Genomic DNA, 24,587 nt, shown 5'->3' on the forward strand with positions numbered 1-24,587 from the left:
TTCAGCCCGGCGCGAACGTCACCACCAAGACATCGCGATAGGCGGGGCGGCTCCGATCCACCGGACGCACCGGCGAAACACTGTGCAAGGTGCGGCGGTCATCGCCGAGCAGCAGCGTTCCCGGCCGATCGAGGGTGGTCCGCAGCAGTCGTCGTCCGCTCGGATCGAACACCGAACTCGCGCCGCCCAGGGCATTCTGCCGTCCAACCAGAAGCGAGGAGACCAAGGTGACGCCGTCGCGGTGGCGGCCTTCCGGTGTAGGCAGGCCGTCCGCGTCCGCCGAGGCGATGACCCGGAAGGGATGTACTTTCGCGCTCCACCGCGCCGGGCCGTCCAGCGCCGTCGCCAATCGCGCGAGCAGTCGCAGCACCGCCACGAAAACAGGGTCGGTCACGAATGCATCGGTCAAGGGCTCGAAAGTGCGGTCCACGCCGATATAGAGCGGGTTGGATTCCTCGGGCTGCACGAACGAATCCGACGACAGCAGGCCGATGCGACCGGCCGAACCGGTGAGCGAGAACCGGCCGTACCGGCGCAGCCTGCGCGTGCCACGGGCGTCGGCGTAGACGTCCGGGTGCAAGTCTTCCCAGTGTCGGCGAAATCGTTCCCAGTCGGCCGGCTCCAGGTCGAGGCTCGCGGTCGTGACGTCAGCGGGCAGGAGGTGCACGCCGTCGGCGACCAAGGCGTCGCTCGCGGTCCGTTGTACCTGCTCCGCCGTCTGCCCTTCCGGATTCAACGGACGTGGGGCCGGGTGGGCGCGGAGATGGCGTCGTCCTCCGCCGCGATCACGACGTCGTAGTCGTGTTCGGTGAACCGCCGGGCCAGTTCCAAACCGATACCGCTGGAGGCTCCCGTGACGAGTGCGAGTGGTGTGTCGGTCATGTGTTGGGGCTACCCACTGAAGCCGCACCCATACCCGGGTCCGACCGGCTCGGTAGTCTGCAGGGGTGTCCGCCGCGCCCGCCGACGCTGACGCACCGATCGTTCCGGTGCGAGACGGAGTGTTCTTCACACTTCCCGCCGCGTTGCCGCGGGGGCGCCACAATCTGGGGCGGGAGCAGGTGATGGCGGCGCAGCGGGAACGGTTGCTGGTCGCCGTGACCGAACTGCTCGCCGCCCGCGGTTACGCCGGATTCGGTCCCACCGATGTCGCCAAGCGGGCCGGAGTGTCCTTGGCGGCGTTCTACGACGCTTTCGCCAACAAGGACGAGTGCGTATTCGCGGGCTACGACCGCTTCATCCAAGTGCTGCTGACCCAGCTGACCGCCGCGGACCTCAAGGGCCGGGATCGCAGATCCATCGTCGCCGACGCCCTCGGCCAGTACCTCGGCTCCCTGCAGAACGACCTGGTCGTAGCGCGCGCCTACCAGGTGGAGATCGACGGGCTCGGGCCGGCCGCCCGGCGACGCAGGCGCAAGTCGATCCGGCTGTTCGCCGAGTACATCCGCGGTCTGGTGCAGAGCGCCAGCGGGAATCGGCAGCCACTGTTGTCCGTCACCGCGTACATGGGCGTCGTCTACGCCGTACGCCAGCTCACCGCCGATGCGCTCGACGAGTCGGGCGAGCCGGATCTGACCGCACTGAGCGCCGACCTGGAGCCCTGGCTCACCGATCTGTTCCGCGAACACTGATCCGGCGCGCGGCCGCGAGCCCGACTTGACATGACAGCCGCCGTCGCGCAGCATTGGCGTAAAGCTCGTTACTTCGATACCGCCCGCATCGGCGTGGCACGCCGCCGAATGTCCGATTCGCCGTCGTCGATCCCGCGACGGATGCCTGTCGTCGAAAACCTCGAATGGCCGTAACAATCGCACTCTTCACCCGTGACCTGCGCGTCCACGACAACCCGGCCTTGTTGGCCGCCGTACACGAGGGCGCGGCAGTGGTTCCGCTGTTCGTCGTCGACGACCGGCTCGTCGGCAGCACTCGCCCGGCCGCCAATAAACTGCGTTTCCTCTCCGCCGCGCTGGCCGAACTCGATGCCGAGCTTCGCTGCGCCGGTGGGCAACTGGTGATTCGGCACGGTGACTACGTCGAGGCGGTGGATCGGGTGGCGGCACAGGTGCACGCCGACAGCGTCCACATCGCCGAGGACGTCACCTGGTACAACCGATGCCGACTTCGGGCACTGGGCGAACGGCTGGCGCGGCGCAGCTGCCTGCTGCACACCCATCCCGCCACCCTCACCGCCGTGGATCCCGCCGATTGCGGACCGTATCGGCCGGACGACGAGGTTCCGGACTTCGCGACCTATTTTCGCCGATGGTTGTCGGCGCCGAAGCGACGACCGCTGGAAAAGCCCACGGAATTGATCGTTCCTCGCATCGAGAGTGATCCCGTGCCGAGATTCGACGAACTCGGCGACGCGGCCGTTTCACCGCAGTTGGCGGTCGGAGGCGAGATCACGGGTCGTGCGCTGTGGCGAGGCTGCACCGCCGACCGGCGACAACCACGCGGCCGGTCCAAGGGTGACCTCACGGGCGAGGGATGCTCCCGGCTGTCGCCGTACCTGCATTTCGGTTGCCTGTCGGCCGCCGAAATGGCGTACCACACCGACATGGCGACGCCGGATGGCCGCGCTTTCGTCCGGCAGCTCGCTCGGCGCGACTTCCATCTCCAGTTCCTCGTCGCCCGGGCCGATCTCGCGCGGTCCGGCGCTGGTACGGATGTGCGGCAGGCGCACGATCCGGTCGTCGTCGGCGCCTGGCGCGACGGCCGCACCGGATACCCGATCGTCGACGCGGGCATGCGGCAGCTGGCCGCGCAAGGGTGGATGCCGGAGCGGGCACGGGTGATCGCCGCCAGTTTCCTCACCACGACACTGCAGGTGGACTGGCGGGTCGGCGCCGAGCATTTCCGCCGGTGGCTGCTCGACGACGCGGCGAGCGACCGCTTCACCTGGCAGCAGGCGGGCCGTTTCGACCCGAGAGCGGTCGGCACCGCCGAACGCTACGACCCCGAGGGGAACTACGTGCGGCGTTGGATACCGGAACTGGCTTCCCTGCCGGGTTCGGAGATCCATCGCCCGTGGTGCCACAGCGTGCCGCCCTCGGTATATCCCGCTCCCATCGCGGGCAGCGCGAGCACGTAACCGGCCTGCCGGGCGGTTTCGCGTGCTCGCTGCCGGGTACCGCGGCGACGGACGTAATTCGTCAGTCCGTCCCGATTGCCCGAGGGAGGTCAACCATGGCAACCACGATCGACTCGACCACCGACGCCGTCGATTTCCTCATCGACCAGCACGGCCGGATCCGGCAACTGTTCATCGAGACCGCCGACACCTCCGACCCTGTTGAGCGCGAAAGCAAGTTCTTCGAATTGCGACGCCTGCTCGCCGTGCACGAGACCGCCGAAGAAGAGATCATTCACCCGCGCGCCCGGCGTGAACTGGGCGATGGCGCGTCTGTCGTCGACGCGCGGCTGGAGGAGGAGAACAAGGCGAAAAAGCAGCTCGCCGAAATGGAGTCGCTCGACATCAGCTCGATGGAATTCCAGGTGAGACTGGCCAAGCTGCGCGAAGCGGTGCTGGCCCATGCCGACCATGAGGAACGCGAGGAATTCAACCGGCTGCGCGAGGAACTCGACGACGACACGCTGCGACGTCTGCGCAAGACCGTCGAGCTCGCGGAGGCGATGGCGCCGACCCGGCCGCATCCCGGCGTGGAATCCGCCGCCGCGAACGTTCTGGTCGGCCCGTTCGCCGCGATGATGGATCGTGCCAAAGACATGATCAGCAAGCCGCGGCATTGATCCATGCGGCAGTGCAAGACGCGGGGGGGGGGGGGGGGGGGGGGGGGGGGGGGGGGGGGGGGGCGGGCCGGGGGGGGGGGGGGGGGGCGGGGGCCGGGGGGGCCCCCCGGGGCCCCCCCCCCCCCCCCGCGCGCGGGGGGGGGGGGGGGGGCGGCGGGGCGGCGGGTTGTTGTTTGCGACCAAAACCCATAACCCCCACGCGGGGTATTTCCCCCCCCGGCCCCGCCCCCCCGCGGGGGGGGGGCCCCCGGGCCCCCCCCCCCGCGTCGCTCAATGCCTGAACAGCCGTGTTCCGTTCCGGGCGTAGGCGTGGGGGAGTCAGTCCGGGATGTGTGATTCGTGGGTGAACGGTTTGGTGCCGTGCACCGCGGGCTCGCCTTGCGGGTTGGTCTGCGCGCCATGGTTCACGCGTTCGTCGGAATCGAGCCATTCGCTGACCGGATTGTCGATGTAGCGCCATTCCGTGCCCGAGGGCCACGGCCCCTGCCCTTCGTTCCATGGGCCGCGGGCGCTCGCGGAGCCGTTGGACATGTTGAAGGCCACGTTCTGGAATCGATCGTCGCCGGGCAGTGCTCCGGGCGGAAAGTTGACCGGCAATTCGTTCAGCGCCGCGGTGAACTGCTGGAAGTGTGCGATCTCGCGGGTCATCAGGAACGAAAGCGTGTCCTGCACACCGGGATCGTCGGTGAACTGCTTGAGATATTCGTACACGATCTTGGCGCGCGACTCCGCCGCGAGGTTGCTGCGCAGATCGACCGAGGGCTCACCGTTGGCGTCGACGTACGACCCCGACCAGGGCACGCCAGCGGAGTCCTTGACGACGGGTCCGCCGCCGCTGAGCGCGAAGTACAGTGGGTTCACCGCGACCTGATGGATCACCTGGTCACGTCCGCCGGGCGTCGCCACCATCGGCATCCAGTCGCACCGCTCGTTGGCCTGCTTCAAATCGTCGTTGAGCCCGTCGAGCAACATGGTGATCATCGCGCCGACGATTTCGAGATGGCTGAGTTCCTCCGTGGCGATGTCCATGAACAGGTCATAGGTTTTCGGGTGCTTGCCACGCAGCATGAACGCTTGGTTGAAATATTGCATGGCGGCCTTCAATTCGCCGTTGGCGCCGCCGAACTGCTCTTGCAGCAGGGTCGCGAAACGCGGATCGGGACGGTCGACGCGAACTTCGAACTGGAGATCCTTGTTATGGGTGAACATCGCTCTCCTTACCAATATGGTCGGCTGACGAGATGGCTTCTACTGCCTAACCCAGCGCACGACGAGCAAGAGACGCGTTGCTTGTTCGGTGGCGACGATACGGGTTCGAATTGCCGGTCGTGCGCAGCGACACGAGGGGCGACCATGCCCTACCCCACGCCGGGGACCTCCAGCCAGGCCGCGCTGTCGGCGGGCAGGACGCTGTCCTGCAAAGGCTCGCTGGACAACAACAGCCGCTCGTGCCTGGGCAGCGTGGTCGGCGCGTTCGAAACGTTCACGATGCACACCAGGCCGGGAGAGCGTCGGAGAAGCAGAACACCCGGCGCACTGGGCAGCCAGGACCAAGAGCCCTCCCCGAGGGCCGGATGGTCCCGGCGCAGACGCAGCGCCCGGTGATAGAGGTCGAGCATCGAATCCGGTTCCCGCTTCTGCAATTCGGCGGTCAGCGACACCCAGCGCTGTGGCTGCGGCAGCCAGGGAAGGGTGTCGACCGGGCCGAATCCGAATGGCGGCCGGAATCCGCTCCACGGCAGTGGCACACGGCACCCGTCGCGGCCGCGGGCGGTGTGGCCGGAGCGCTCCCAAGTCGGATCCTGTAGCACCTCTGGCGGGAGATCTTCGACCTCCTCCAAGCCGAGTTCCTCGCCCTGATAGAGGTAGGCGCTGCCGGGGAGCGCGAGCATCAGCAGCAGCGCCGCCCTGGCGCGGCGACGACCCAGCCCGACATCGACGGGACCGTGCGGTTCGTGCTGTGAACCGCCGCCGCGGGTGGAGGCCCGCCCGTAGCGGGTCACATGCCTGGTGATGTCATGGTTGGACAACACCCACGTGGGTGGCGCGCCCACCGCGTCCAACGCCTCGGTCGTGCAGTCGACCACGGCACGCAGCGCGTCGGCATGCCAGGAACACCGCAGGAAATCGAAGTTGAATGCCGTGTGCAGTTCGTCCGGACGCACGTAGCAGGCGAGGCGCTCGGGTTTGGCCACCCACGCTTCGGCGACGAAGACCCGATCCGGCCCATAGGAATCCGCGATCTTGCGCCAGCCGCGATAGATCTCGTGTACCTCCTGCCGGTCCCAGTGCGGATGGTCGGTCCGATCCGGCGGCTCCATCATGTCCTCGTGATCGGTTTCGATATCCGGTAGATCGGGGTGTTTGACCAAACCGTGCGCCACGTCGATGCGGAAGCCGTCCACGCCCCGATCCAGCCAGAAACGCAGGATCGACTCGAACTCGGCACGGACGTCCGGGTGCTCCCAGTCCAGGTCCGGCTGGTGGGCGTCGAACAGGTGCAGATACCACTGCCCGTCCGCCACTCGGGTCCACGCAGGGCCACCGAACACACTCCGCCAATTGTTCGGCGGACCGCCGGAGGACGCGCCGTGCCGGAAGAGGTAACGGGCTCGCTCCGGCGAGTCCGGCCCGGCCGCCAGTGCCTGCTGAAACCAAGGATGCTGATCCGAGGTGTGGTTGGGGACCAGATCCACGATGATGCGCATATCCTGCGCGTGCACCTCGGCGATCAGCTCTTCGGCCTCCGCGAGCGTGCCGAACCGGTAGTCGATGTCGCGGTAGTCGGAGACGTCGTATCCTCCGTCCGCCATCGGCGACGGATACCAGGGCGTGACCCATATCGCGTCCACTCCGAGGTCGCGCAAATAGGTCAGTCGAGACCGGATACCGGCGATGTCGCCGAGGCCGTCGCCGTTGCCGTCGCCGAAACTGCGGATGTAGATCTGATAGATCACGGCATCGCGCCACCAGGGAGCAGTCATCGTGGCACCCTCCTCTCGGCTCGTTCCAGGGCGGTTACCCGCAATCGGAATCCTCGTAACGTCGCGTCGGCGCTACGAGGTCGAGGAGGAATCGTCACGCGCGGGGTGGCGGCGGGAGGCGGTGTGGTCCGTGCCCGCGCGGGTAGTCGCTGGACATGGCTACCACAGCTCCACTACCGGAAGAACGAGCAGGCACGCCGCGGCGAGCCGTGGTGACCGGGGGAGACTCCGGAATCGGTGCTTCGATCGCCGTCGCGCTCGCGGCGGGCGGGACCGATGTCGCGCTGACGTTCCACAGCGACCAGCGCAGCGCGGAGGGCACCGCGACGCAGGTGCGCGAACAGGGCAGGACCGCCGTCGTGCGCCGTCTCGACTTGGCGGCCCCGTCGTCCGCCGGGTCGGTGATCGACGAACTCGCCGACGAACTCGGTGGCCTCGATGTGCTGGTGAACTGCGCGGGTACCGGGTCGGCGCGGAAGGCGATGGACATGGACTTCGACACCTGGCGGCACGTGCTGTCGGTCGACCTCGACGGCGCGTTCGTCTGTTCCCAGCGCGCGGCCGGACATATGATCGCCGCGGGCAACGGGGGCAGGATCATCAACATCACCAGCGTGCACGAACACGTTCCCCGGGTGGGCGCCGCACCGTACTGCGCGGCCAAAGCGGGGCTCGGCGCACTGACGAAAGTGTTGGCGCTGGAACTCGCCGAATACGACATCACCGTCAATTCGGTCGCGCCGGGGGAGATTTCGACACCGATGACCGGCCAGGAAGACGTCGATCCCCGAGCGCAGTCGCGTCCCGGCGTGCCGCTGGGCCGAACGGGGCACGCGAAGGAGGTCGCTGCCGTCGTGGCGTTTCTCGCCGCACCGGAGGCGAGCTATGTCACCGGCGCGTCCTACGTGGTAGACGGCGGCATGCTTCTGATGGGCCCGCAGGCCAGCACCTTGTTGACCGACGAGAAATGGCGCACGCCGTGACCACGGATTCGGTTACTTCGCGTCGTCGCGGGGCAATGCGCTGAGTTCGAGCAGACTGTCGACCAGGGTGCGGGCGTCCGTCTATCGCTCCGCTACCGGAGTCATGCAGCTGGCCGGGGGATCGACGAACAAGCAGAGGGCTGGACCGCGGGTAGGACGGTAGCCGTCGGGCACTCCGCCCGCGTCGATGACCTGCGTGTAGGCGCCGACGGCGTCGGTGGGGCGGCGGGTGAGGGAGGGGTCGGTACGCACGTCCACGGTGTAGAGGCCGAAACGGGGCGTGTAGCTTCCCCATTCGTAGTTGTCGGTGAGGCTCCAATAGTTGTAGCCCATGATGTTCATGCCGTCGGCCTTGGCGCGCTGGATCCAATAGACGGTATCGCGAAGGTGATCGCCGCGAACATAGCCATCGGCGCGTGGACGGCCGTCTTCGGTCGGCATCCCGTTCTCGACGACGTAGAGCGGTTTACCGGGCAGCCGGCGCGAATAGTATTGCAGCGCATAGTAGATGCCTTCGGTGCGCAACGGCAGCTCCCAGATGTGCGGTCCGGGCAGCGTGGGCATCGCCGAACCGCTGGCCCGCAGGATGGACTCGATCAGCGACTGCGTCGGGTCGAAGGCGAAGTAGTAGTCGACACCCACGTAGTCGAGCCGATCGGCGATGCGGTCCATCAGCGGGCCGTTCACCTGCGCCTCCGAACCGGCGACGTAACCCATGTTGCTGGTCACCTGTGCGCCCGGCTGCTTCTGGTGGATGTAGTCGTAGCTGGCATTGTGTGCCTGCGCGACCCGCTCGAGCATTTCGCCGGCATCCGCGGCGCCGTGGCGGACCTCGTGCATGATGTAGGCGACGGGCTCGTTCACGGTGACCCACAACGGGTTGCGTGCCGCGTAGCGGTCCACGACGTTGCGCATGTTGGCCAGCCAATCCTCGACCATGCGGGGATTGCGCCAGCCCCCTCGGTCGGCGGCCCAGCCGGGGTACACCCAGTGGTCGAGCGTGATCATCGGTCGCATGCCGGCCCGCTCGACACTCGATATCACCGCGTCGTAGAAGCGGAACGCGCCCTCGTCCCACACGCCCGGCGCGGGTTGCACTCGGGCCCACTCGATCCCGATCCGGAACACCCGCACGCCCAGGTCCGCCGCGAGCTGGATGTCGGAGGCATAGCGGCCGTAGAAGTCGACGGAATCGCCGAGGGCGTCATAGCCAGGGGTCGCGCCGACGTATCGGGTCCAATTGCTGTCCGGCGCATGACCTTCGGACTGGAAGCCGGAGGTCGATACGCCCCAGAGAAAGTCTCCGCCCAGCGCCGGTAGGCCGGCGACCGGCTGTATCGGCGGGATGGCCGCGGATTGCGTGGCGAGAAGCAGGGTGGATGCCGCGGCGGCGAGCGCGGCCAGGACGTACCGACGGAACCGAGATCGCATCGACCCAGAGTAACTGGGTGCTGTCCACTGATTGCCGGAATCCGCTTATCGCAGCGATTCGAAGACGTGGACACTTGTTGCGATCGGTTTGCGGGTGGGCCACGCGGACCGCGACGCGTGGCACCCGCAGGTGCTATTGCATGGCGAAGCGCAACAGCGCCTGCATGTCGCCCTGCTTGATCTTGCCTTGGCGATTGAGGACTTCCAGCTGCCACACAGCGCCGTTGCGGAAGGCGCGAGCGACCGCGTTGGCGTTGTCGGTGCCGAGCAGCGAGGGCCAGATGTCGGCGACTTGCTGGCTGTTGCCGCCGGTGGCGTCGTAGATCTTGAAGGAGATGTTGTTCGCCTTGTCGAAAGAACTGCCCTTCTTGAAGGCGGCCGCGACGAAGACGATGGCGTCGATCGCGGTGGGGACGTCGGCGAAGGTGACGTGGATGGTCTCGTCGTCACCGGAAGCGGCGCCGGTCTGCTCGTCACCGGTGTGCGCGACCGAGCCGTTGCCCAACGGGTCCAGCGAATCGAGTCCCGCGAAGCGCACCGGGTCGTTGCCCTGCATGAGGACCGCGATCAGATCGAGGTCGACACCGCGTTTGCGGCGTGCCCAGCCGAGTGCGCCGCCGCTCGTTCCGGACGACGGATCCCAGCTCACTCCCACACTCAATTTCGTGATACCCGCGAGGTCCGCGGCACCGTCTTCTTTTCTGAGCGTAATCACGACATCAGGATACTGACGACCAGCCGCCGCGCTCGGGACAACGAATCCGTCTCCGGGACAGGCAGGTCCGCACCGGGTGATGGAAGTCCATCGCGCGACGCGGCACCGTTGTCGCCGCAGCGATCACCGGCCCGCTCGGCGTGCCCACCACGCCTCGACCAGGCCGGTCGCGCCGACTCGCGCTCGCCGCCGGTTCGGCACGGCGGCGCGGTGATCGAACACGGCGAAGTCGCTGTCCTCGATGCGGTCGAGGATCTCCGAGTACAGCGTCGTCGCCGTCGCGACGCAGGGGCGCGAACGGCGGTGCAGCAGGGCGATTCCGGCAGCGGCGAAGCGGTAGATGTCGCGAGTGCGGGCGATTTGCGCCGCCAGGGCGCTGCGTACCCGGGCGTCGGTACGCCGCTGAGTACCGCACCAGCGCAAGAGATCGCGATCGACGTCGAACGCGGCCAGTTCGTCGGCGGGTAGATACACCCGGTCACGCAGCAGGTCTTCACCGACATCGCGCAGGAAGTTCGTCAGCTGGAATGCCTTGCCGAGCGCGGCGGCATACGGCGCGGCCTCATCGGCACGAGTGGCGCCCAGAATCGGCAACAACTGCAATCCGATCACTTCGGCCGACCCGTAGACGTAGGTGTCGAGCGCGGCGCGATCGGGATAGTCGGTCACGGTCAAATCCATTCGCATCGATGCGAGGAAGGCGTCGAACAGCTCCGCTGGAATGCGATAGCGATCGGCAGTGTCCAGAACCGCCGGGAGCACGGCGTCGGCGTCGGCGGCGCGGGCGCGGAAGCGGCCCGCGAGGTCCTCGAGCCGCCGGGCACGTTCGGCGATATCGAGACGGGGGTCGAACTCGTCGAGGATGTCGTCGGCTCGGCGGGCGAATCCGTACAGGGCGTGGACCGCGGGGCGCTGATCCGGTGCGAGCAAACGGGTCGCGAGGAAGAAGGTCTTTCCATGGCTTGCGTTGAGCCGGCGGCAGTACCGGTAGGACCGGTGCAGTCGCTGGTCGCTGAGCCGGGTGGTGTCGAGGTCGGTGCGGGTCATCTCGATTCCGATCACAGTTGTCGATCGATGCGGCTGGTGGCGAGCGCGGCGCCGATGCGGCGCGGCCGCACGGGCTGGAGGCCGGTGACGCGATCCGCGGCCAGTCGGCCGGAGATCAGCACCGGCGGGATCCCCACCCCCGGCACGGTGGAGCCACCGGCCAATACGGCATTGTCGACACCGCGGATCATGTTGGCCGGTCGGAACGGACCGGTTTGGGCGAACGTATGCGCCAGCGCGAACGGGCTCCCGGCGAGCATGCCGCGGCGCGCCCAGTCGGCGGGTGTGTCCACGCGCAGAATCTCGGCATCGCCGAAGACCGAGCCGAGACGATCCTGAGCGACCTCGAGTAATTGCTCGGCATAGCTGGTTCCCGCCCGCTCCCAATCGATTCGGCCGCGTTCCAGGTTCGGCACCGGGGCGAGCACATACAGCAGGTCCCGTCCAGGCGGAGCCGTAGACGGATCGGTAGCCGAGGGACGGGTGACCAGCAGCGAAGGATCGCACATCACCTGCCCGCGGACGATGATGTCGTGGAACGACTCCTCCCAGGCGGCGCCGAACAGCAGATTGTGGTGCGCTATCCCGGCCGTGGGCGCACACCCCAGATGGACGATCACCGCCGAGGGCGCGGAGGTCAGCGGCACCGGTCGACGTGGTGTGCGCGCGATCAGGCGATAGGCCTCGTGCAGTTCGGTTGTCAATACCACTGCGTCGCACGAGATTCGGTCGCCGTCGTCGGTGCGTACCCCGGTGATCCGCGAGCCCGTGCGCTCCAGGGCGGTCACGGTGGTGCCATAACGGAATCGGACACCGGCCTCGGTCGCCGCGGCGGCCAGCGCCTCGGGGAGCGCACGCATCCCACCGCGCGGAAAGAACACACCGCCGACGGTGTCCATGTAGGCGATGACCGCGTAGGCGGCCCGCGCCCGGCTGGGCGCGACGCCCGCGTACAGCGATTGAAAGGTGAAGACACGCCGCAATTCCGGGTCGGGAATGTAGCGCGCGACGGCGCGATCCCAGCGGCCGAAACCACCCAAGGCGATCAGCCGGGCGAGAGCGGGGGTCACCATGGACAGCGGTGAGTCGAAGTTCGCCGCGATGAACCGGTCCATCTCGGCTCGGTACAAGCGGGTCAGCCAACGCCGCAGGCGGCGATAGCCGTCGGCCTGGTCGGCGCCGGCGAACCGGCGGATCTCCGCTTCCATCCGCGCGGCGTCGGTGTGTACCTCCAGCCAACGGCCTCCGGCGAAATGTGCCCGATACGCCGGTTCCACGGGCGCCAACTGCAAATAGTCAGCGCTGCGCGCCCCGGCGGCCGCGAAGACGCTTTCGACGATATCGGGCATGGTCAGAACCGTCGGGCCGGTGTCGAGGCGATAACCTGCCGGATCGGCCTGCCCGGCGCGGCCGCCCGGTACGGCTTCGCGTTCCACGACGATCACTTCGCGGGAGCGGCCTGCCAAATGCAGGGCCGCGGACAATCCCGCGAGCCCGGCTCCGACGACCACCACCCGGTCGGTCGGGCCTTCGACGGTGCGCATCGAGGAAAACCTCCCGGTCAGGCAACGCGTTCGGTGCATGCGGTGGCCATGTGCTTCAGTGCCGCGCGCATCGGTGCGCTGAAATTCGCTGTGTGCAAAGCGTTTTCGGCGCAAGCGAGCAAGTCGGCGATCATCGTCTCGATCCTCTCGGGCGCCCCGGACTCGATGATCAGCATCCTGGCGCGGTCGACCTCCGCGGGACCGAGGTGGAGCCGATGGAGGAGCCGGGACAATTCGGTTCGGGCCGAGGGGGCCGCCATTTCGCGTGCGAGGACCACGACGCTGGTCGCGGTGCGTTCCCCGAGATCGCCGTCCGCGGGTTTGCCGGTCACGGCCTGCGACCCGAAGATGCCCAGAATGTCGTCACGCAACTGGAATGCCTCGCCGACCGCGGCGCCGTACCGGCCGAGCGCGTCCAGGACGGCCGCATCGCAGCCCGCCATCGCGGCGCCCATCTCCAACGGGCATCGCACCGTGTAGTTGCCGGACTTGACCCGCGCGATCGCCAGGACCGAGGCCAGCGCGGGCTCGGTGCGCGCGTCGTTGAGCAGATCCGCGAACTGGCCTGTCGCGAGTTCCACCCGCATGTTGTCGTAGCGCGGCCACGCGTGCGCGAGCGCGGACTCCGCGAGCCCGCTTTCGCGGAGCATCTGCTCCGCCCACACCAGGCACATGTCCCCGAGCAGGATCGCCGCGGACTCGCCGTACCTGGTGGAAGAGCCGGGCGCGCCCATGCCGCGGTGCGCCCTGGCGAACCGGACATGTGCGGACGGGGCGCCGCGTCGCGTCGCGGACCGGTCCATGACGTCGTCCTGGAGCAACGCGAACGCGTGCAGCAGTTCCAGACCGGCGGCCGCACGCAGCGCTGCCGGATCGTCCGGTCCGCCGCACAGCCAGCCGAGGTACATGAACGTCGACCGCAAGCACTTCCCGCCGGTGGCGTACTGCCGCAGAACGTCGTGTGCGCCGAGGCGATGAAGCGGCCTGGGGCATGCCCGCAGAAGGAAATCTTCCAGCTCGCCGAGTACTGCCCACCGCACCGCTTCCCGCCACTGCGAGAAGGGGGCGGCTCCCAGTGCCGGGATGCCACCGACCGGTTCGGTCACTGTCGATTCGGACCAAGTGATGCTCATTCCCGATTCCCTTCCACGCCTCGGGCAATTACGCGCATGTCTGAGATGCTACGCACAACGATGCACTATCGAGGCGAAAAGCAGCCCTGCAATGTCTGGAAGTCGCCCGCGAAGCCGAACCCGCCCGCGCAGGTCGGCGTCGAGGTGCCGGTAACCGTGACCGTCGCACCGGGACCGGCGATGCCGATCGACAACCCTGGGCGCGCGCCGGTGGTCGTGACCGTCGCGCCGGGCCCGACGGCGATCGCGGCCGGGCCGGACAGGTATGTCGAGTTCGAGGTCGCCACCCCGCCGTTCTGCGCGATGGCCAGGGACAGGCTGTTCGGTGCGGCGTCCGCGGTGGCGTCCGCGTCGAAGCCGTAGGCCGCCGCGGCGCCGCCCGCGCCACTGCTCGCCGAGCAGGAGGCGGTGCTGTCGGCGGTCTGCGTCGCGGCGAGGCCGGGTGCGGGGCACGCCGCGGGGGCGGCGGGGGCGGCGGTGGCGGCGGGTGCGGCGAACAGCATGCCCAGCCACGCCGCGCCGACGCCGGTCGTCAGCCCCACCGATCGCGTGAGAGTGGGTCGATCCATGACGTCCTCCTTTTGGTGCTCGGGCTTGCAAGGCTTCACGCTACGCCATTTTTGATGCAAAATCGATGCATCATTCGAATTCTTCCGAAAGGAGCGGGAGACATGCGGCGGATGCGGTCCCGCGATGGTTGACCAGGGGTCCGCCCGGTACGCGGTGGGCGCGGTGGCGAAGCGGCTGGGCGTTCCGGTCGCCACCCTGCGCAGTTGGAACCAGCGGTACGCGATCGGCCCGCCGAGGCGTCGGCCGGGAGCGCACCGCCGCTATTCCGAATCCGACATCGCGACCTTGCGGAGGATGATCGCGCTCATCGAAGCGGGCGCCACACCGGCCGGTGCGGCACAGCAGGCGCTCGCCGAAGCTCCGCGATTATCAGAGGGTCGCAGCGCTCTCCTGGTCGCCGCCGAACAACTGGAACCCGATGTCGCGCTGACTCTGATCGTGGCTCGGCTGGCGCGCGACGGTGTGGTCGCGACGTGGAACAGGTTGTGTCGTCCGGCATTCGGGACGATCGTCGCGGCACAGGACGCCGGTCGGGGGCTGATCGAAGTGGAACATCTGTTGTCCTGGGCGGTGATCGCGGGATTGCACCGCATGTTCCCGCCGGTCCGGCGTCCCGGTTCGCAACCGCCGGTGCTCTTGGCCTGCACCGCGGGGGAGAACCACGTGCTGCCCCTGGAAGTATTGCGTGCCGCGCTGGCCGAGCGGGGCGTCGTCGCGTTGTTGCTGGGCGCGGCGGTGCCCGACTCGGCTTTGGCCGAAGCCTTGGCGCGCCATGATCGGCCCTGCGTACTCGTGCTCTGGTCGCAGCTGCCCGCGACCGCCACCGCGGGAACGCTTCGGGCAGTGCGAGAGGCGGCGGCGCGGCTGCTGGTCGCCGGGCCGGGCTGGTCCACGGTCCGGCTACCGCCCGAGGCTCCCTACGTCGCCACTCTCGAGGAGGCCTTGGAGGTTCTCGGCGAACCCGGACCCGACGGGGCGTGATCCCGGGTCACTTCCGGCCCAGCCCACCGATGGCGAGTGTCCACGCTCCCGCGCCGCCGCGTCCGGCATCGGTGGGCTGGGCCGGACGTGGCAGGCGTGGGCGGCGGCGCTCGCGGTCGATACCACGGGCCGCCGCCGCGAACTCAGGCGTCGGCCGAAACCGTCTTCGCCGAGCGCACGTTCGGGAGGACGAGATTGTCACGCAGGGTGGTCCCGGTGTACTCGGTGCGCAATGCACCACGGTCCTGCAACAGCGGCACCACTCGGTCGACGAATTCGTCCAGGCCCCATGGCACGAGGTGCGAACCGAGAATGAAACCGTCGGACCCGTCGTTCTGAACGAAAGTGTCGATCTTCTCCGCGACCTGTGCGGGGGTTCCGACCAAGGGACCGCGCTCGAATTGGTCGATCACCACCTCGCGCAGCGAGAGCTTCTTCGTCTCGGCGACCTGGCGCAGACGTTCGGCGGTGGCGAAGCGGTCTTGATGCAGGAAGGCGCGGCCCTGGATGATCGGCGGAGCGTCGGGGTCCGGATCGATGTCGGGCACCGGCCCTTCCGGATCGTAGCCGGACAGGTCGCGGTTCCAGATCTGCTCCAGCAGAATCAACGCGGTCTGTCCGGTGACCTGCTCGTTGCGGACGGCATAGTATTTCTCGATCGCCTCGGCCTCGGTGTCCCCGAGAACGAAACTCGCCGACGGCAGAATCTTGATGTCGTCGGCCGCCCGCCCCGCCGCTACCGCGCGCGACTTGATATCGCGGTAGAAGTCCGCCGCCTCGGGCAATTTGCCGTACGGGGAAAAGATGGCGTCGGCATTGGCGGCGGCGAAGGCTCGTCCTTGCGGCGACACACCGGCTTGCAGGATCACCGGCCTGCCCTGCGGGCTGCGCGGCACGGTGAAACGACCGGAGATGTCGAACTGGCTGCCGCGGAAAGCGAATGCCCCGGCATCCGGCCGAGCCAGAAACCGTCCGGCGTCCTTGTCGGCGACGATGTCGTTCGCGTCCCACGAATCCCACAGGGCGCGAACGGCATTCAGCGTCTCCTCGGCGCGGGCGTAGCGGTCGGCGGGATCGAGGAATCCGCCGCGCCGGAAGTTCTGGCCGGTGAACGCGTCGAACGAGGTCACGACGTTCCAGGCGGCGCGGCCGCCGGAGAGATGGTCCAGGCTGGCGAACTGCCGGGCCAGTTCGTAGGGCTCGTTGAAGGTGGCGTTGATGGTGCCCGCGAGCCCGAGATGCTCGGTGACCGCGGCGATCGAGGCGAGCACGGTGAATGTGTCGGGACGGCCGATGATGTCCTGATCGAAGATCTTGCCCGCGCGTTCGCGCAGGATGAGCCCTTCGGCGAGGAAGAAGAAATCGAACTTGCCGCGTTCGGCTGTGCGCGCGGTGTGTTCGAAACTGCTGAAATCGATCTGGCTGCCCGCCTCCGGATGCCACCAGGCGGTGTGATGGTTGACGCCGCCGAGGTAGGCGCCCAGGATGATCTGCTTACGGGGGGTGCTCATGGTGACCTCGCTCAGGCAGTCGCGTAACGATTGGGGACGTCGGTGGGCAGGCCGAGCAGCGCGCGCAGCGAGCCGTCCGGGTAGCCGGTGCGGAACACACCGCGCCGTTGCAGCGCGGGCACGAGCCGGTCGGCCACCGCTGCCAGATCGTCGACCGCCACGCCGGGCCGCAAACGGAACCCGTCGATCCCCCGCTCGCTCCAGTCGGTGAGCAGATCGGCGAGTTCGTCCGCACTTCCCGCGAAGACAGGGGCGTCGGAATCGAATTCGGCACGCGCGAGCTCGCTCAACCGGGACAGCCGCTGCGGACCCGGCTCCTCGTCGGTATCGAGGAAGACGGTGATGTCGGCATAGACCCGCAGCGGCTCACCGGCGCGTCCCACTCGGGCCGCGGCGGACGCGACTTGCTCCAGGATCGGGCCGGGGCCTTCGTCGCGCGTGGGCGTGACGAAGACCAGATCCGCACCGCGGGCGGCGAATTCGTAGATCAGCGGGCCGTGCGCCAGAGCCGCCACCACCGGCTGCCCTTGGGGCGGACGCGGCGTGATCGATGGCCCTCGGACGCTGAAGAAGCGGCCCTCGAAGTCGATGTAGTGCAGCTTGTCGCGATCGATGAACCGGCGGGTGGCCACATCGCGGATCTCCGCGTCGTCTTCCCAGCTGTCCCACAATCGCCGTACCACTTCGACGGCGTCGGCGGCTTCGTCGAACAGATCATGGACGTGGCCGGGAAAGCTCCCGGAAGCGATCGCTTCCGCGATTTCGGCGGTGCTGAGGTCGCGCACCGAGCGACGTCCGAAGTGGGCCGCCTCCTCGGCCGTCCCGGACACGCGCGCCTGCCAGCCCGCCCGGCCACGCGACGTGTAATCGAGCGTGGCGATCGACTTGGAGACGTGGAAGGGTTCGGTGTGCGTGGTCGTCACGGTCGGGATGAGCCCGATGTGCCGGGTGACCGGGGCGACCCGCGCGGCGATCAGATGGGCGTCGAGCCTGGCTCGCACCTGATCGACGGCGTCGTCCGACGGTGCGTGCCGCTCACCGGGGATTCGCAGGCTGTCCTCGATGCTCACGAAATCGAGCAGTGCCCGTTCCGCCGTCGCGACCAACTCGGTCCAGTAACCGGGGCTGAACAACTCGGCGGGCCGGGAGTTCGGCTCCCGCCATGCGGCCGGATGCCAGCCCGCCCCGTCGAGCGCGACGCCGAGGTGCAGTGGGTTCGGTGCCATCGTCTCCCGTTTCTCTCCATGCGCGAATGTCGTGCCGTGCAACGCGCGAACCGGCGCGTACCCGCCCGACGATGACCATGGCGGGAATCACCGGCCTCGGCCGGATCAATGGCCGGTCGCCGCGCGGGAATCAGTGGCTTCGGATAACACGTGGCCACGGCGGTGAGTGGCGCTACGGGCACGGGCACGACCGTCATCGCGCACGGGGTGTCAACGATTCGGATCAGCTCGATCGATGGGAAATACCCCGGGTGGCCGTGCCCGGCGACCATGGGTTTCGATCAGCGTGAGCCGACCGGTCGCAACGGCGGGGACGGAAGTGGTCCACTCTCCGTGATCGCGCATCGAAAGGAAGAGATACACACCGATGAGTTATGGCCCCTTCGATCTGACCTACGCCGCCGCCGACGACCGGTACGAGAAGGTCCCGTACCGCCGGACCGGCAACTCCGGCCTCGACCTTCCCGCCTTCTCCTTCGGCTTGTGGCAGAAGTTCGGCACCGATTACCCGTTCGCGACGCAACGCGAGATCATCCTGCACGCTTTCGATCTCGGCATCACGCATTTCGACAACGCCGACCGCTACGGTCCCCCGCATCGCGCCGCCCAGAAGAACTTCGGGGCGGTGCTGGCCAAGGACCTCGCTCCCTATCGCGACGAGCTGATCCTCTCGACCAAGGCGGGCAACCCGATCGGGCCCAGCCCTTACCTCAGGGGCGGTTCGCGCAAGTCGATCCTCACCTCGCTCGAACACAGCCTGCGCGACCTGGGCACCGAGTACGTCGACATCTTCTACCATCACAGCCCGGATCCGAGCACGCCGCTGGAGGAGACGGTCGGCGCGCTGGTCAGCGCGGTGCAACAAGGCAAGGCGCTGTACATCGGCCTGTCCAACTACGCGCCCGACCGCACCCACGAGGCCGCCGAGTTGCTCCGGAGGGCGGGCGTCCCGCTGCTGATCCACCAGGCGCGTTACTCGATCTACGACCGCCGCCCCGAACGAAACGGCCTGCTGGACACCGCCCGCCAGGACGGCTTCGGCACGATCGTCTACTCGCCGCTGGCCCAGGGCCTGTTGACCGACAAGTACCTGGAGACGATTCCCGACGGGGCGCGGGCGCGCAACAGCAGCTTCCTGTCGCCGGACGTCATCGACGAGGCCTACCGGCAGCGCACCGCCGCGCTCGACAAGATCGCCCAGGCGCGGGGTCAGTCGCTCGCGCAGCTGGCGCTGCAGTGGGTGCTGCGGCGCCCCGAAGTGACCTCCGCGCTGATCGGCGCGAGTTCCACCGCGCAGCTCGACCACAACATCGCGGCGTTGAACTTCCCCGCGTTCACCGACGACGAACTCGCACTCATCGACGAGCACGGCGTGCACGGGACCGGCCTGAAACTCTGACTTCGCGCAAGCGGTCGGGAGGGGCAGCGCGGGCGCTGCCCCGTCTCGGTCTCGTCACTCTCGCAGCAACGGAAGCAGCTGGTTGCCTTGGCGCTCGATCTCGCGCAGATACGGGGTGTCGGAGAGCACGAAGTGCGTGATGCCGAGATCCTGGTACTTGCGCAGCGACTTGGCGACGTCTTCGGGGGAGCCGACCAGCCAGGTGGTGCCGGCGCCACCCGCGCCGAACTTCCCGGGTGTGGTGTAGAGGTTGTCGTCGAGCACCTCGCCCTTCGCGGCCAGATCCAGCAGTCGCTGCTGTCCCACGGCCGTCCGGCGATGTGGGTTCGGCACGGGGGCGTGGTGGTTGTCGGCCATCTCCGCGACCTTCGCCTCCGCCTCGGCCCAGGCCTGCTCGGTGGTGTCGCGGACGAAAGTGGTGACCCGCAGGCCGAACTCCAGTGGCGCATGCTGGCGACCGAGTTCCTCGCTCAGCGACCGCAGGCGTTCGATCCGTTCCCTGACTCCCGACAGGGGCTCGCCCCAGAAGAGCTGGACGTCGGCCTCGGTCGCCGCTACCCGCTCCGCGGCCTCCGACGCACCGCCGAAGTAGAGCTTCGGGTGGCGGCGCTCGCCGCGCGGGACAATCCTCGGCAGCGCGGTGGAATTGCTGACCTGGTAGTACTCACCCCGGTAGGTGACGTTCTCCTCCGTCCACAGCCGACGGACGAGTTGGAGGAACTCTTTCGTGCGGGCGTAACGCTCGGCCTGATCGCCCTCGGTCTCGCCGTAGGCCGCGAGATCGTCCTTGCCCGACACGATGTTCACCCGCACCCGGCCGCCGGAGAGGTGGTCGAGGGTCGCCGCGGCCGATGCGAAGTTCGCCGGACGCCAGTAGCCCGGTCTGATCGCGATCAGCGGCTCGAAACTCGTGGTCCTGGCGGCGAGAGCCGTTGCGACGGTGAGGGTGTCCGGGCGACCCCACCCGGTGCCGAGCAACGCGCCCTGCCACCCGTGCTCCTCGAGCGCCTTCGCCTGAGCGGTCAGGGTGTCGAGGCTGTTGTGGTCGGCCACGATGGTGTCGCCGCGGTGTCCCGGCGTGACCTGATTCGGGATATACCAAAGGAAACTCATCGGCGGTTATTCCTGTTCGGCGGGCGTGATCAACGGCGAATCACCCGGCTGGCGGGTCGACCAGCCTTCGGACATCGGAATTATCGACCTCGAACAAGGCCGTAGGCCGTTCACAGCCCGCGTCGTTCACCCTGGACGACCGCTCCTGAGCTGCGACGATTCGCTGCGGTGAGCAATAAATTCATCCAGATTCCAGCGCGGCCGATATGCCCTGCGCGATACTGATTTTCGGCGGATCACAGTCCCGGAGCGATCCTGGTGTCGACCGGGGAAGCGGCGGAATCACATCGCTGTGCGGGCGAGCGAGTGGTCGGAGCCGATCTGTGCGCGCATGTCCCGCGGCGATCCCTGCTCGCGGTCGATCGACGGGCCGGTCGCTGTGCCCGGCGGAGCAACGCGACCGGCCCATTGGTTATCCGACCGGCACGATCGGGGTGCCCGAGCCCGGTCCCGGCGCGGGCGGAACCAGCGCACCGGCGGGCGTATTGGTATTGGGCGCCGACTTGGCGGGCGGGGGCGCCAGCACTTGCAACGGCAGTGCCGGTGGCGGCGCGGCCGGCCCGCCGCGCGTCCCGGGTACGGGCTTGTCGTTGCCGCAAGCGGTGGCGGAGGAGGGTGATTCGCCGCAGCCCGGTCCCGGGCCGACCGGCACGATCGGCTCGGCGGAGGCGGTTGCCGCGGCGATGATCAGCGAAACCGACACGACGATCGGCGCCATCCAGCGTCGCGGCGCTCGCGCGTGCGTCACAGCCATATCGGGTCACCGTAGACCGCGACCGAATTGTCCGCCGTCGCCGTGGATATCGACACGATCGCGAACGAGCGCAGGCTCACCGCGCCCGCGCACGCGTCGATCTTGATCTGGATCTGATCGACGGAGATCGAGCCGTGCGGTCCGGCAAGCGGTTTCGTTCCCAGCGTGATGCTGTTGATGGTGCCCGGCTTGATGGTCGTCGACATGCTCGGCAGGGCCAGCGCGCTGCCGCCGACCCCGAGGCCGGGCGAGGGGGCGACGGTCACCGTGGCGTTCGGGCCGATAGCCGCGGAGATGCCCACGGTCAGGCCGTTGGAGACGTCTATCTGGCAGCCGATCTGGTATCCCAATTGCAGCGTTCCGGAGTTCACCGCCTCCTGGCCCTCGCCGCCGATGTCGGCCGCGGCCGACAAAGTGACGAATCCTTCCCTTGTGAACGGTGTCGCGGCGAGATTGGGTACGCGCTGCACGTCTTCGGCGGTCTTGCTGATCCGCAATTCCCAGCCGTCCTCGGTGCCGACGACACGAGATTTGTCTGCCACTGGGTCAGCGGTCGCGGGGGCGGCGGTCATGCCGAATGCCGCGGTCGCGGCGATGCCGAGCATCGCCATCGTCGAGCCCTTCAATGGAATCCTTAGTCCTGTTAACAGTCGAACGCGATAGTACTGACTCCGCTGACGTGGCGGCGCGAAGGCCGCCCGCCATTGAGGTACAGCGGGTTTCGCCGATCGGGTTTCTCGTCAGCGGTGGATGTATCCCCGGGTGAGCGATGCGTCGTCCAGTCGCGGTGCGATCGATTCACCGCCGAGCGCCTGCCGCAGGAGCGCTTGCTCGTCCTGGATGACGTGCATGACGGCATTGATCAGGGCGAGGTGGGTGAACGCCTGCGGATAGTTGCCCCAATGACGGCCGGTTCGCGGATCGATCTCCTCGGCGTAGAGGCCGAGGGGGCTGGCGTAGCCGAGCAGTTTCTCGCACAGCTGCTTGGCCTTCTTCTTCTCGCCGATCTCCGACAGCGCCGATACCAGCCAGAACGAGCAGATCGTGAAAGCGCCTTCCTCTCCGGCGCATCCGTCGTCGGTCTCGTCGACGCGGTACCGCAGGACGAGACCGTCTTCGGTCAGGTCCTCGGCGATGGCCAGCACCGTGTTGCGCACCCGCTCGTCCTCGGGTGGCAGGAAACGTACCAGTGGGATGAGCAGGGTCGAAGCGTCCAGCGAGGTGCTGCCGTAGTACTGGGTGAACACCCGCCGGGAGTCGACCGCGTGTGCGCAGATGTCGGCGTGGATCTCGTCGGCGGCCTGTTGCCACCGGTGCGCGCGGGCGAAGTCCTGGTGGATGCGGGCCAGCCGGGCGCCGCGGTCGGCGGCGACCCAGCACATGACCTTACTCGAGGTGAAGTGCCTGGGCTGTCCGCGGACTTCCCAGATGCCGTGGTCGGGCTCGCGCCAGTAGGTGAGGGCGCTCTTGACCGCACGGCCGAGCAGCGGCCAGGCCCGCGCATCGATCTGATCTTGATGACGGCCGTAGAGATAGACCGCGTCCAGCGCGGCGCCCCACACATCGTGCTGACGTTGCCGGTAGGCCTCGTTGCCGATGCGCACCGGGCCCGCGTTGTCGTAGCCGCGCAGGTGGGGGAGGGTCTGTTCGGCGAGATCGGTCTCGCCGCCGATGCCGTAGACGATCTGCATGTCGCGGGCTTCTTCGGTCAGGTCGAGAATGTAGGAGAAGAAGTCGTTCGCCTCCCAGGTGAAACCCAGCGTGTACAGGCCCCACAAGGCGAAGGCGGAGTCGCGGATCCAGGAATAGCGGTAGTCCCAATTACGCTCACCGCCAGGTGTTTCGGGTAGTGACGTGGTGGCGGCGGCAGCGACGGCCCCGGTGGGAGCGAAGGTCAATCCCTTGAGCGTGAGCGCACTGCGAGTGAGTTCGGCGGTCCAGGGATGGTCCGGAAATCGCCCGCCCGCCAGCCAGTGCCGCCAGTGGTGGATCGTGCGCAGCAGCCGCTCTTCGGCCTCCGCGACGTCGCCGGGAGCGTCACGACTGCCCCAGGCGAGCGCGCAGAACCGGGTGTCCCCCTTCTTCAACAGAGTGCGGGCGACCGCGTGCGTTCCCTCCAGGCCCAAGCGCATGTCGGTGCTCAAGGTCAGTTGCAGATCGGTCCCGTCGGCGCCGGCCTGTGCGAGGTGATAACTGCCGAGGTACTCCCACCGCGCGCGATGCCTGCCGTAGTCGAAGGCCGGTTGGCAGTCGAGCCCGAACTGGATCTGCCCGGTCTCGCAGTGCACCGTGCGCAGCAGGATGTGCTCGGCGTCGTAGTCCGTTGGCGTGCGCCGGTGCGCGCTGCGGCCGGGTTTCTGGTGCCGCCACGGCCCGACCAGCAGCACATCGCGCACCGTCGCCCAGCCCTCGCCGCTGCGCCAGCTCGTCTCCATGACCATCGTGCCCGGGATGTAGCGACGATCGGTGGGCACCACGAAGTCGGCGGGAGCGAATCGGAACGAGCCGGCGGAGCGATCGAGTATGGCGGCGAAGACGCTGGGAGAGTCCATGCGCGGCAGGCACATCCACTCGATGGCGCCGCTGGGCGCGATCAAGGCGGTGACCTCGCAATCGGAGATGAACCCGTAGTCGTCGATGCGTGGGAACGCTGTGAGCCGCGGTGTGCCTTCGATCTCGTCCATGCGTTTCTCCGTCGTCGTCTCGGGGCTTACCGTCCGGCGGTCGTCCACCGGCGAGTACCTGGTGCACCGCCTTTCTTCGGGAGAACACTGTGCGCGGTATCGAGGCGTGAGTGCTGCGACGCTCCCATCAGCCCATCACCTCGTGGGCCGGATCGGCAAGCCCCGAGATCTAGCGACCGCCGTCGGCTCCGGGTGCCTCGGGGCTGACCAGCCGTCGTGCGGCCAGAACGGTGGCGGCGCGGCGTTCGGTGATGTTGTGCTGTGTGGTGCGGGTGGCGTGCATGGCCGCGGTGCGGGCGAGGTCGGTCAGCATGACCATCAAGGTGATGGGCGCGAACGCCCCGGTGATCAATCCCTGCTCTTGGCCGCGGCGGATCTCGGCGAGTTTTCCCGCGATGGTCCGGCGGATGGCGTCTTCGGCGGCGGGAATGTGGGTCTGCTCGATCTCCGCCCATGCCTGCAGCCGGGCGTTGTCCGGGTGCGCGACGTAGTGGTCGAAGAGCCGGCCGACGTAACCGGGCAGATCCGCGGCGTCGAGGGCGGTCTCGTCGGTGGTCTGGGCGACCCATTCCTCGGTGACCGCGGCGTAGAGTTCGTCTTTGCCCGCGAAGTACGCGTAGAGCCGGTCCTTGCTCGCTTTGGCCGCGTCGGCGATGCGGTTGATGCGCGCTCCCGCGATGCCGTACCGGGCGAACTCCGCTTTGGCCGCGACGAGGATTCGTTCGCGGGTGGCCTGACCTGCTGCGCGCATTGCCGCATCCT

The 24,587-nt window shown here is 68.1% G+C and carries 22 protein-coding genes and 1 pseudogene; 6 read left to right on the forward strand and 17 right to left on the reverse strand.

Going from position 1 to position 24,587, the window contains the following annotated elements:
- Window position 1: 1 nt before the first annotated feature.
- Window positions 2-736 (reverse strand): 2OG-Fe dioxygenase family protein, encoded by a 735-nt coding sequence (locus ACIHAX_RS14205; protein WP_355075489.1) that lies wholly within the window; start codon window positions 734-736, stop codon window positions 2-4.
- Window positions 737-762: 26 nt separating this feature from the next.
- A pseudogene (locus tag ACIHAX_RS14210) lies at window positions 763-882 on the reverse strand (SDR family NAD(P)-dependent oxidoreductase); the annotation flags it as partial.
- A gap of 65 nt (window positions 883-947) precedes the next feature.
- Here ACIHAX_RS14210 and ACIHAX_RS14215 point away from each other — a divergent pair.
- The 3 genes from ACIHAX_RS14215 (at window position 948) to ACIHAX_RS14225 (ending at window position 3,750) form a co-directional block, all read left to right on the forward strand.
- Window positions 948-1,631, forward strand: a complete 684-nt coding sequence (locus tag ACIHAX_RS14215; RefSeq protein WP_355075491.1) for a TetR/AcrR family transcriptional regulator — start codon at window positions 948-950, stop codon at window positions 1,629-1,631.
- Between the two features lie 164 nt (window positions 1,632-1,795).
- Window positions 1,796-3,091: an FAD-binding domain-containing protein gene (locus tag ACIHAX_RS14220; RefSeq protein WP_355075493.1), complete on the forward strand. Its 1,296-nt coding sequence runs from the start codon at window positions 1,796-1,798 to the stop codon at window positions 3,089-3,091.
- A 95-nt stretch (window positions 3,092-3,186) separates the two neighbouring features.
- Window positions 3,187-3,750 (forward strand): hemerythrin domain-containing protein, encoded by a 564-nt coding sequence (locus tag ACIHAX_RS14225; protein ID WP_397277698.1) that lies wholly within the window; start codon window positions 3,187-3,189, stop codon window positions 3,748-3,750.
- A gap of 318 nt (window positions 3,751-4,068) precedes the next feature.
- On the opposite strand, the gene ACIHAX_RS14230 is transcribed toward ACIHAX_RS14225, so the two are convergent.
- Both ACIHAX_RS14230 and ACIHAX_RS14235 read right to left on the reverse strand, forming a co-directional pair.
- The gene (locus ACIHAX_RS14230) at window positions 4,069-4,959 is read right to left on the reverse strand and encodes a manganese catalase family protein (protein WP_364439009.1); all 891 of its coding nucleotides are present in this window, start codon (window positions 4,957-4,959) and stop codon (window positions 4,069-4,071) included.
- A gap of 149 nt (window positions 4,960-5,108) precedes the next feature.
- Window positions 5,109-6,734: a glycoside hydrolase family 13 protein gene (locus tag ACIHAX_RS14235; RefSeq protein ID WP_397277701.1), complete on the reverse strand. Its 1,626-nt coding sequence runs from the start codon at window positions 6,732-6,734 to the stop codon at window positions 5,109-5,111.
- A 155-nt stretch (window positions 6,735-6,889) separates the two neighbouring features.
- On the opposite strand from ACIHAX_RS14235, the gene ACIHAX_RS14240 reads away from it, so the two are divergent.
- Window positions 6,890-7,717 carry an SDR family oxidoreductase gene (locus tag ACIHAX_RS14240; protein ID WP_397277703.1) on the forward strand — a complete coding sequence of 276 codons (828 nt, stop codon included), beginning with the start codon at window positions 6,890-6,892 and terminating at the stop codon, window positions 7,715-7,717.
- 81 nt (window positions 7,718-7,798) lie between these two features.
- Here the strand turns inward: ACIHAX_RS14240 and ACIHAX_RS14245 are convergent, their stop codons facing one another.
- The 6 genes from ACIHAX_RS14245 to ACIHAX_RS14270 form a co-directional block, all read right to left on the reverse strand.
- A complete protein-coding gene (locus ACIHAX_RS14245) occupies window positions 7,799-9,148 on the reverse strand; it encodes a family 1 glycosylhydrolase (RefSeq protein ID WP_397277705.1) in 1,350 nt (449 codons plus the stop codon).
- Between the two features lie 133 nt (window positions 9,149-9,281).
- The gene (locus tag ACIHAX_RS14250) at window positions 9,282-9,863 is read right to left on the reverse strand and encodes a TerD family protein (RefSeq protein ID WP_355075501.1); all 582 of its coding nucleotides are present in this window, start codon (window positions 9,861-9,863) and stop codon (window positions 9,282-9,284) included.
- Between the two features lie 123 nt (window positions 9,864-9,986).
- On the reverse strand, window positions 9,987-10,910 hold the full coding sequence (locus tag ACIHAX_RS14255; protein WP_364438997.1) for a phytoene/squalene synthase family protein: 924 nt from the start codon (window positions 10,908-10,910) through the stop codon (window positions 9,987-9,989).
- Between the two features lie 11 nt (window positions 10,911-10,921).
- Window positions 10,922-12,454 (reverse strand): phytoene desaturase family protein, encoded by a 1,533-nt coding sequence (gene crtI, locus ACIHAX_RS14260; protein ID WP_397277708.1) that lies wholly within the window; start codon window positions 12,452-12,454, stop codon window positions 10,922-10,924.
- Between the two features lie 17 nt (window positions 12,455-12,471).
- The gene (locus ACIHAX_RS14265) at window positions 12,472-13,587 is read right to left on the reverse strand and encodes a polyprenyl synthetase family protein (RefSeq protein ID WP_397277710.1); all 1,116 of its coding nucleotides are present in this window, start codon (window positions 13,585-13,587) and stop codon (window positions 12,472-12,474) included.
- 65 nt (window positions 13,588-13,652) lie between these two features.
- Complete coding sequence (locus tag ACIHAX_RS14270; protein WP_397277712.1) at window positions 13,653-14,156, reverse strand: DUF6764 family protein; 504 nt, start codon at window positions 14,154-14,156, stop codon at window positions 13,653-13,655.
- A 124-nt stretch (window positions 14,157-14,280) separates the two neighbouring features.
- On the opposite strand from ACIHAX_RS14270, the gene ACIHAX_RS14275 reads away from it, so the two are divergent.
- On the forward strand, window positions 14,281-15,138 hold the full coding sequence (locus ACIHAX_RS14275; protein WP_397277714.1) for a MerR family transcriptional regulator: 858 nt from the start codon (window positions 14,281-14,283) through the stop codon (window positions 15,136-15,138).
- Between the two features lie 143 nt (window positions 15,139-15,281).
- Here the strand turns inward: ACIHAX_RS14275 and ACIHAX_RS14280 are convergent, their stop codons facing one another.
- Window positions 15,282-16,649, reverse strand: coding sequence for an NtaA/DmoA family FMN-dependent monooxygenase (locus ACIHAX_RS14280; RefSeq protein WP_397277716.1), 1,368 nt, complete (start codon window positions 16,647-16,649; stop codon window positions 15,282-15,284).
- Window positions 16,650-16,660: 11 nt separating this feature from the next.
- A complete protein-coding gene (locus ACIHAX_RS14285; protein ID WP_397277718.1) occupies window positions 16,661-17,875 on the reverse strand; it encodes an LLM class flavin-dependent oxidoreductase in 1,215 nt (404 codons plus the stop codon).
- A 367-nt stretch (window positions 17,876-18,242) separates the two neighbouring features.
- Between ACIHAX_RS14285 and ACIHAX_RS14290 the strand changes: the two genes are divergently transcribed.
- Window positions 18,243-19,274, forward strand: coding sequence for an aldo/keto reductase (locus ACIHAX_RS14290; protein ID WP_397277720.1), 1,032 nt, complete (start codon window positions 18,243-18,245; stop codon window positions 19,272-19,274).
- Between the two features lie 54 nt (window positions 19,275-19,328).
- Here the strand turns inward: ACIHAX_RS14290 and ACIHAX_RS14295 are convergent, their stop codons facing one another.
- The 5 genes from ACIHAX_RS14295 to ACIHAX_RS14315 all read right to left on the reverse strand — a co-directional run bounded on the left by ACIHAX_RS14295 (window position 19,329) and on the right by ACIHAX_RS14315 (window position 24,576).
- Window positions 19,329-20,387 (reverse strand): LLM class flavin-dependent oxidoreductase, encoded by a 1,059-nt coding sequence (locus ACIHAX_RS14295; protein ID WP_364438976.1) that lies wholly within the window; start codon window positions 20,385-20,387, stop codon window positions 19,329-19,331.
- A 412-nt stretch (window positions 20,388-20,799) separates the two neighbouring features.
- The gene (locus ACIHAX_RS14300) at window positions 20,800-21,141 is read right to left on the reverse strand and encodes a hypothetical protein (RefSeq protein ID WP_397277724.1); all 342 of its coding nucleotides are present in this window, start codon (window positions 21,139-21,141) and stop codon (window positions 20,800-20,802) included.
- On the reverse strand, window positions 21,132-21,767 hold the full coding sequence (locus ACIHAX_RS14305) for an MspA family porin (RefSeq protein WP_397277726.1): 636 nt from the start codon (window positions 21,765-21,767) through the stop codon (window positions 21,132-21,134). The genes ACIHAX_RS14300 and ACIHAX_RS14305 overlap by 10 nt, the downstream gene beginning before the upstream one ends.
- A gap of 114 nt (window positions 21,768-21,881) precedes the next feature.
- The gene (locus tag ACIHAX_RS14310; RefSeq protein WP_397277728.1) at window positions 21,882-23,825 is read right to left on the reverse strand and encodes a glycoside hydrolase family 15 protein; all 1,944 of its coding nucleotides are present in this window, start codon (window positions 23,823-23,825) and stop codon (window positions 21,882-21,884) included.
- Window positions 23,826-23,994: 169 nt separating this feature from the next.
- Window positions 23,995-24,576, reverse strand: coding sequence for a TetR family transcriptional regulator (locus ACIHAX_RS14315; protein WP_397277730.1), 582 nt, complete (start codon window positions 24,574-24,576; stop codon window positions 23,995-23,997).
- Window positions 24,577-24,587 lie beyond the last annotated feature (11 nt).

It is taken from the genome of Nocardia sp. NPDC051929, assembly GCF_044548645.1.
In the GTDB taxonomy this organism is placed as follows: domain Bacteria; phylum Actinomycetota; class Actinomycetes; order Mycobacteriales; family Mycobacteriaceae; genus Nocardia; species Nocardia sichangensis.

Bases quoted from the DNA above. Each gene is read 5' to 3' on its own strand.
- ACIHAX_RS14220 (WP_355075493.1), top strand. From the start codon at position 1,796: ATGGCCGTAACAATCGCACTCTTCACCCGTGACCTGCGCGTCCACGAC.
- ACIHAX_RS14225 (WP_397277698.1), top strand. From the start codon at position 3,187: ATGGCAACCACGATCGACTCGACCACCGACGCCGTCGATTTCCTCATC.
- ACIHAX_RS14230 (WP_364439009.1), bottom strand. From the start codon at position 4,959: ATGTTCACCCATAACAAGGATCTCCAGTTCGAAGTTCGCGTCGACCGT.
- ACIHAX_RS14235 (WP_397277701.1), bottom strand. From the start codon at position 6,734: ATGACTGCTCCCTGGTGGCGCGATGCCGTGATCTATCAGATCTACATC.
- ACIHAX_RS14240 (WP_397277703.1), top strand. From the start codon at position 6,890: ATGGCTACCACAGCTCCACTACCGGAAGAACGAGCAGGCACGCCGCGG.
- ACIHAX_RS14245 (WP_397277705.1), bottom strand. From the start codon at position 9,148: ATGCGATCTCGGTTCCGTCGGTACGTCCTGGCCGCGCTCGCCGCCGCG.
- ACIHAX_RS14255 (WP_364438997.1), bottom strand. From the start codon at position 10,910: ATGACCCGCACCGACCTCGACACCACCCGGCTCAGCGACCAGCGACTG.
- crtI (WP_397277708.1), bottom strand. From the start codon at position 12,454: ATGCGCACCGTCGAAGGCCCGACCGACCGGGTGGTGGTCGTCGGAGCC.
- ACIHAX_RS14265 (WP_397277710.1), bottom strand. From the start codon at position 13,587: ATGAGCATCACTTGGTCCGAATCGACAGTGACCGAACCGGTCGGTGGC.
- ACIHAX_RS14270 (WP_397277712.1), bottom strand. From the start codon at position 14,156: ATGGATCGACCCACTCTCACGCGATCGGTGGGGCTGACGACCGGCGTC.
- ACIHAX_RS14275 (WP_397277714.1), top strand. From the start codon at position 14,281: ATGGTTGACCAGGGGTCCGCCCGGTACGCGGTGGGCGCGGTGGCGAAG.
- ACIHAX_RS14280 (WP_397277716.1), bottom strand. From the start codon at position 16,649: ATGAGCACCCCCCGTAAGCAGATCATCCTGGGCGCCTACCTCGGCGGC.
- ACIHAX_RS14285 (WP_397277718.1), bottom strand. From the start codon at position 17,875: ATGGCACCGAACCCACTGCACCTCGGCGTCGCGCTCGACGGGGCGGGC.
- ACIHAX_RS14290 (WP_397277720.1), top strand. From the start codon at position 18,243: ATGAGTTATGGCCCCTTCGATCTGACCTACGCCGCCGCCGACGACCGG.
- ACIHAX_RS14295 (WP_364438976.1), bottom strand. From the start codon at position 20,387: ATGAGTTTCCTTTGGTATATCCCGAATCAGGTCACGCCGGGACACCGC.
- ACIHAX_RS14300 (WP_397277724.1), bottom strand. From the start codon at position 21,141: ATGGCTGTGACGCACGCGCGAGCGCCGCGACGCTGGATGGCGCCGATC.
- ACIHAX_RS14310 (WP_397277728.1), bottom strand. From the start codon at position 23,825: ATGGACGAGATCGAAGGCACACCGCGGCTCACAGCGTTCCCACGCATC.
- ACIHAX_RS14315 (WP_397277730.1), bottom strand. From the start codon at position 24,576: ATGCGCGCAGCAGGTCAGGCCACCCGCGAACGAATCCTCGTCGCGGCC.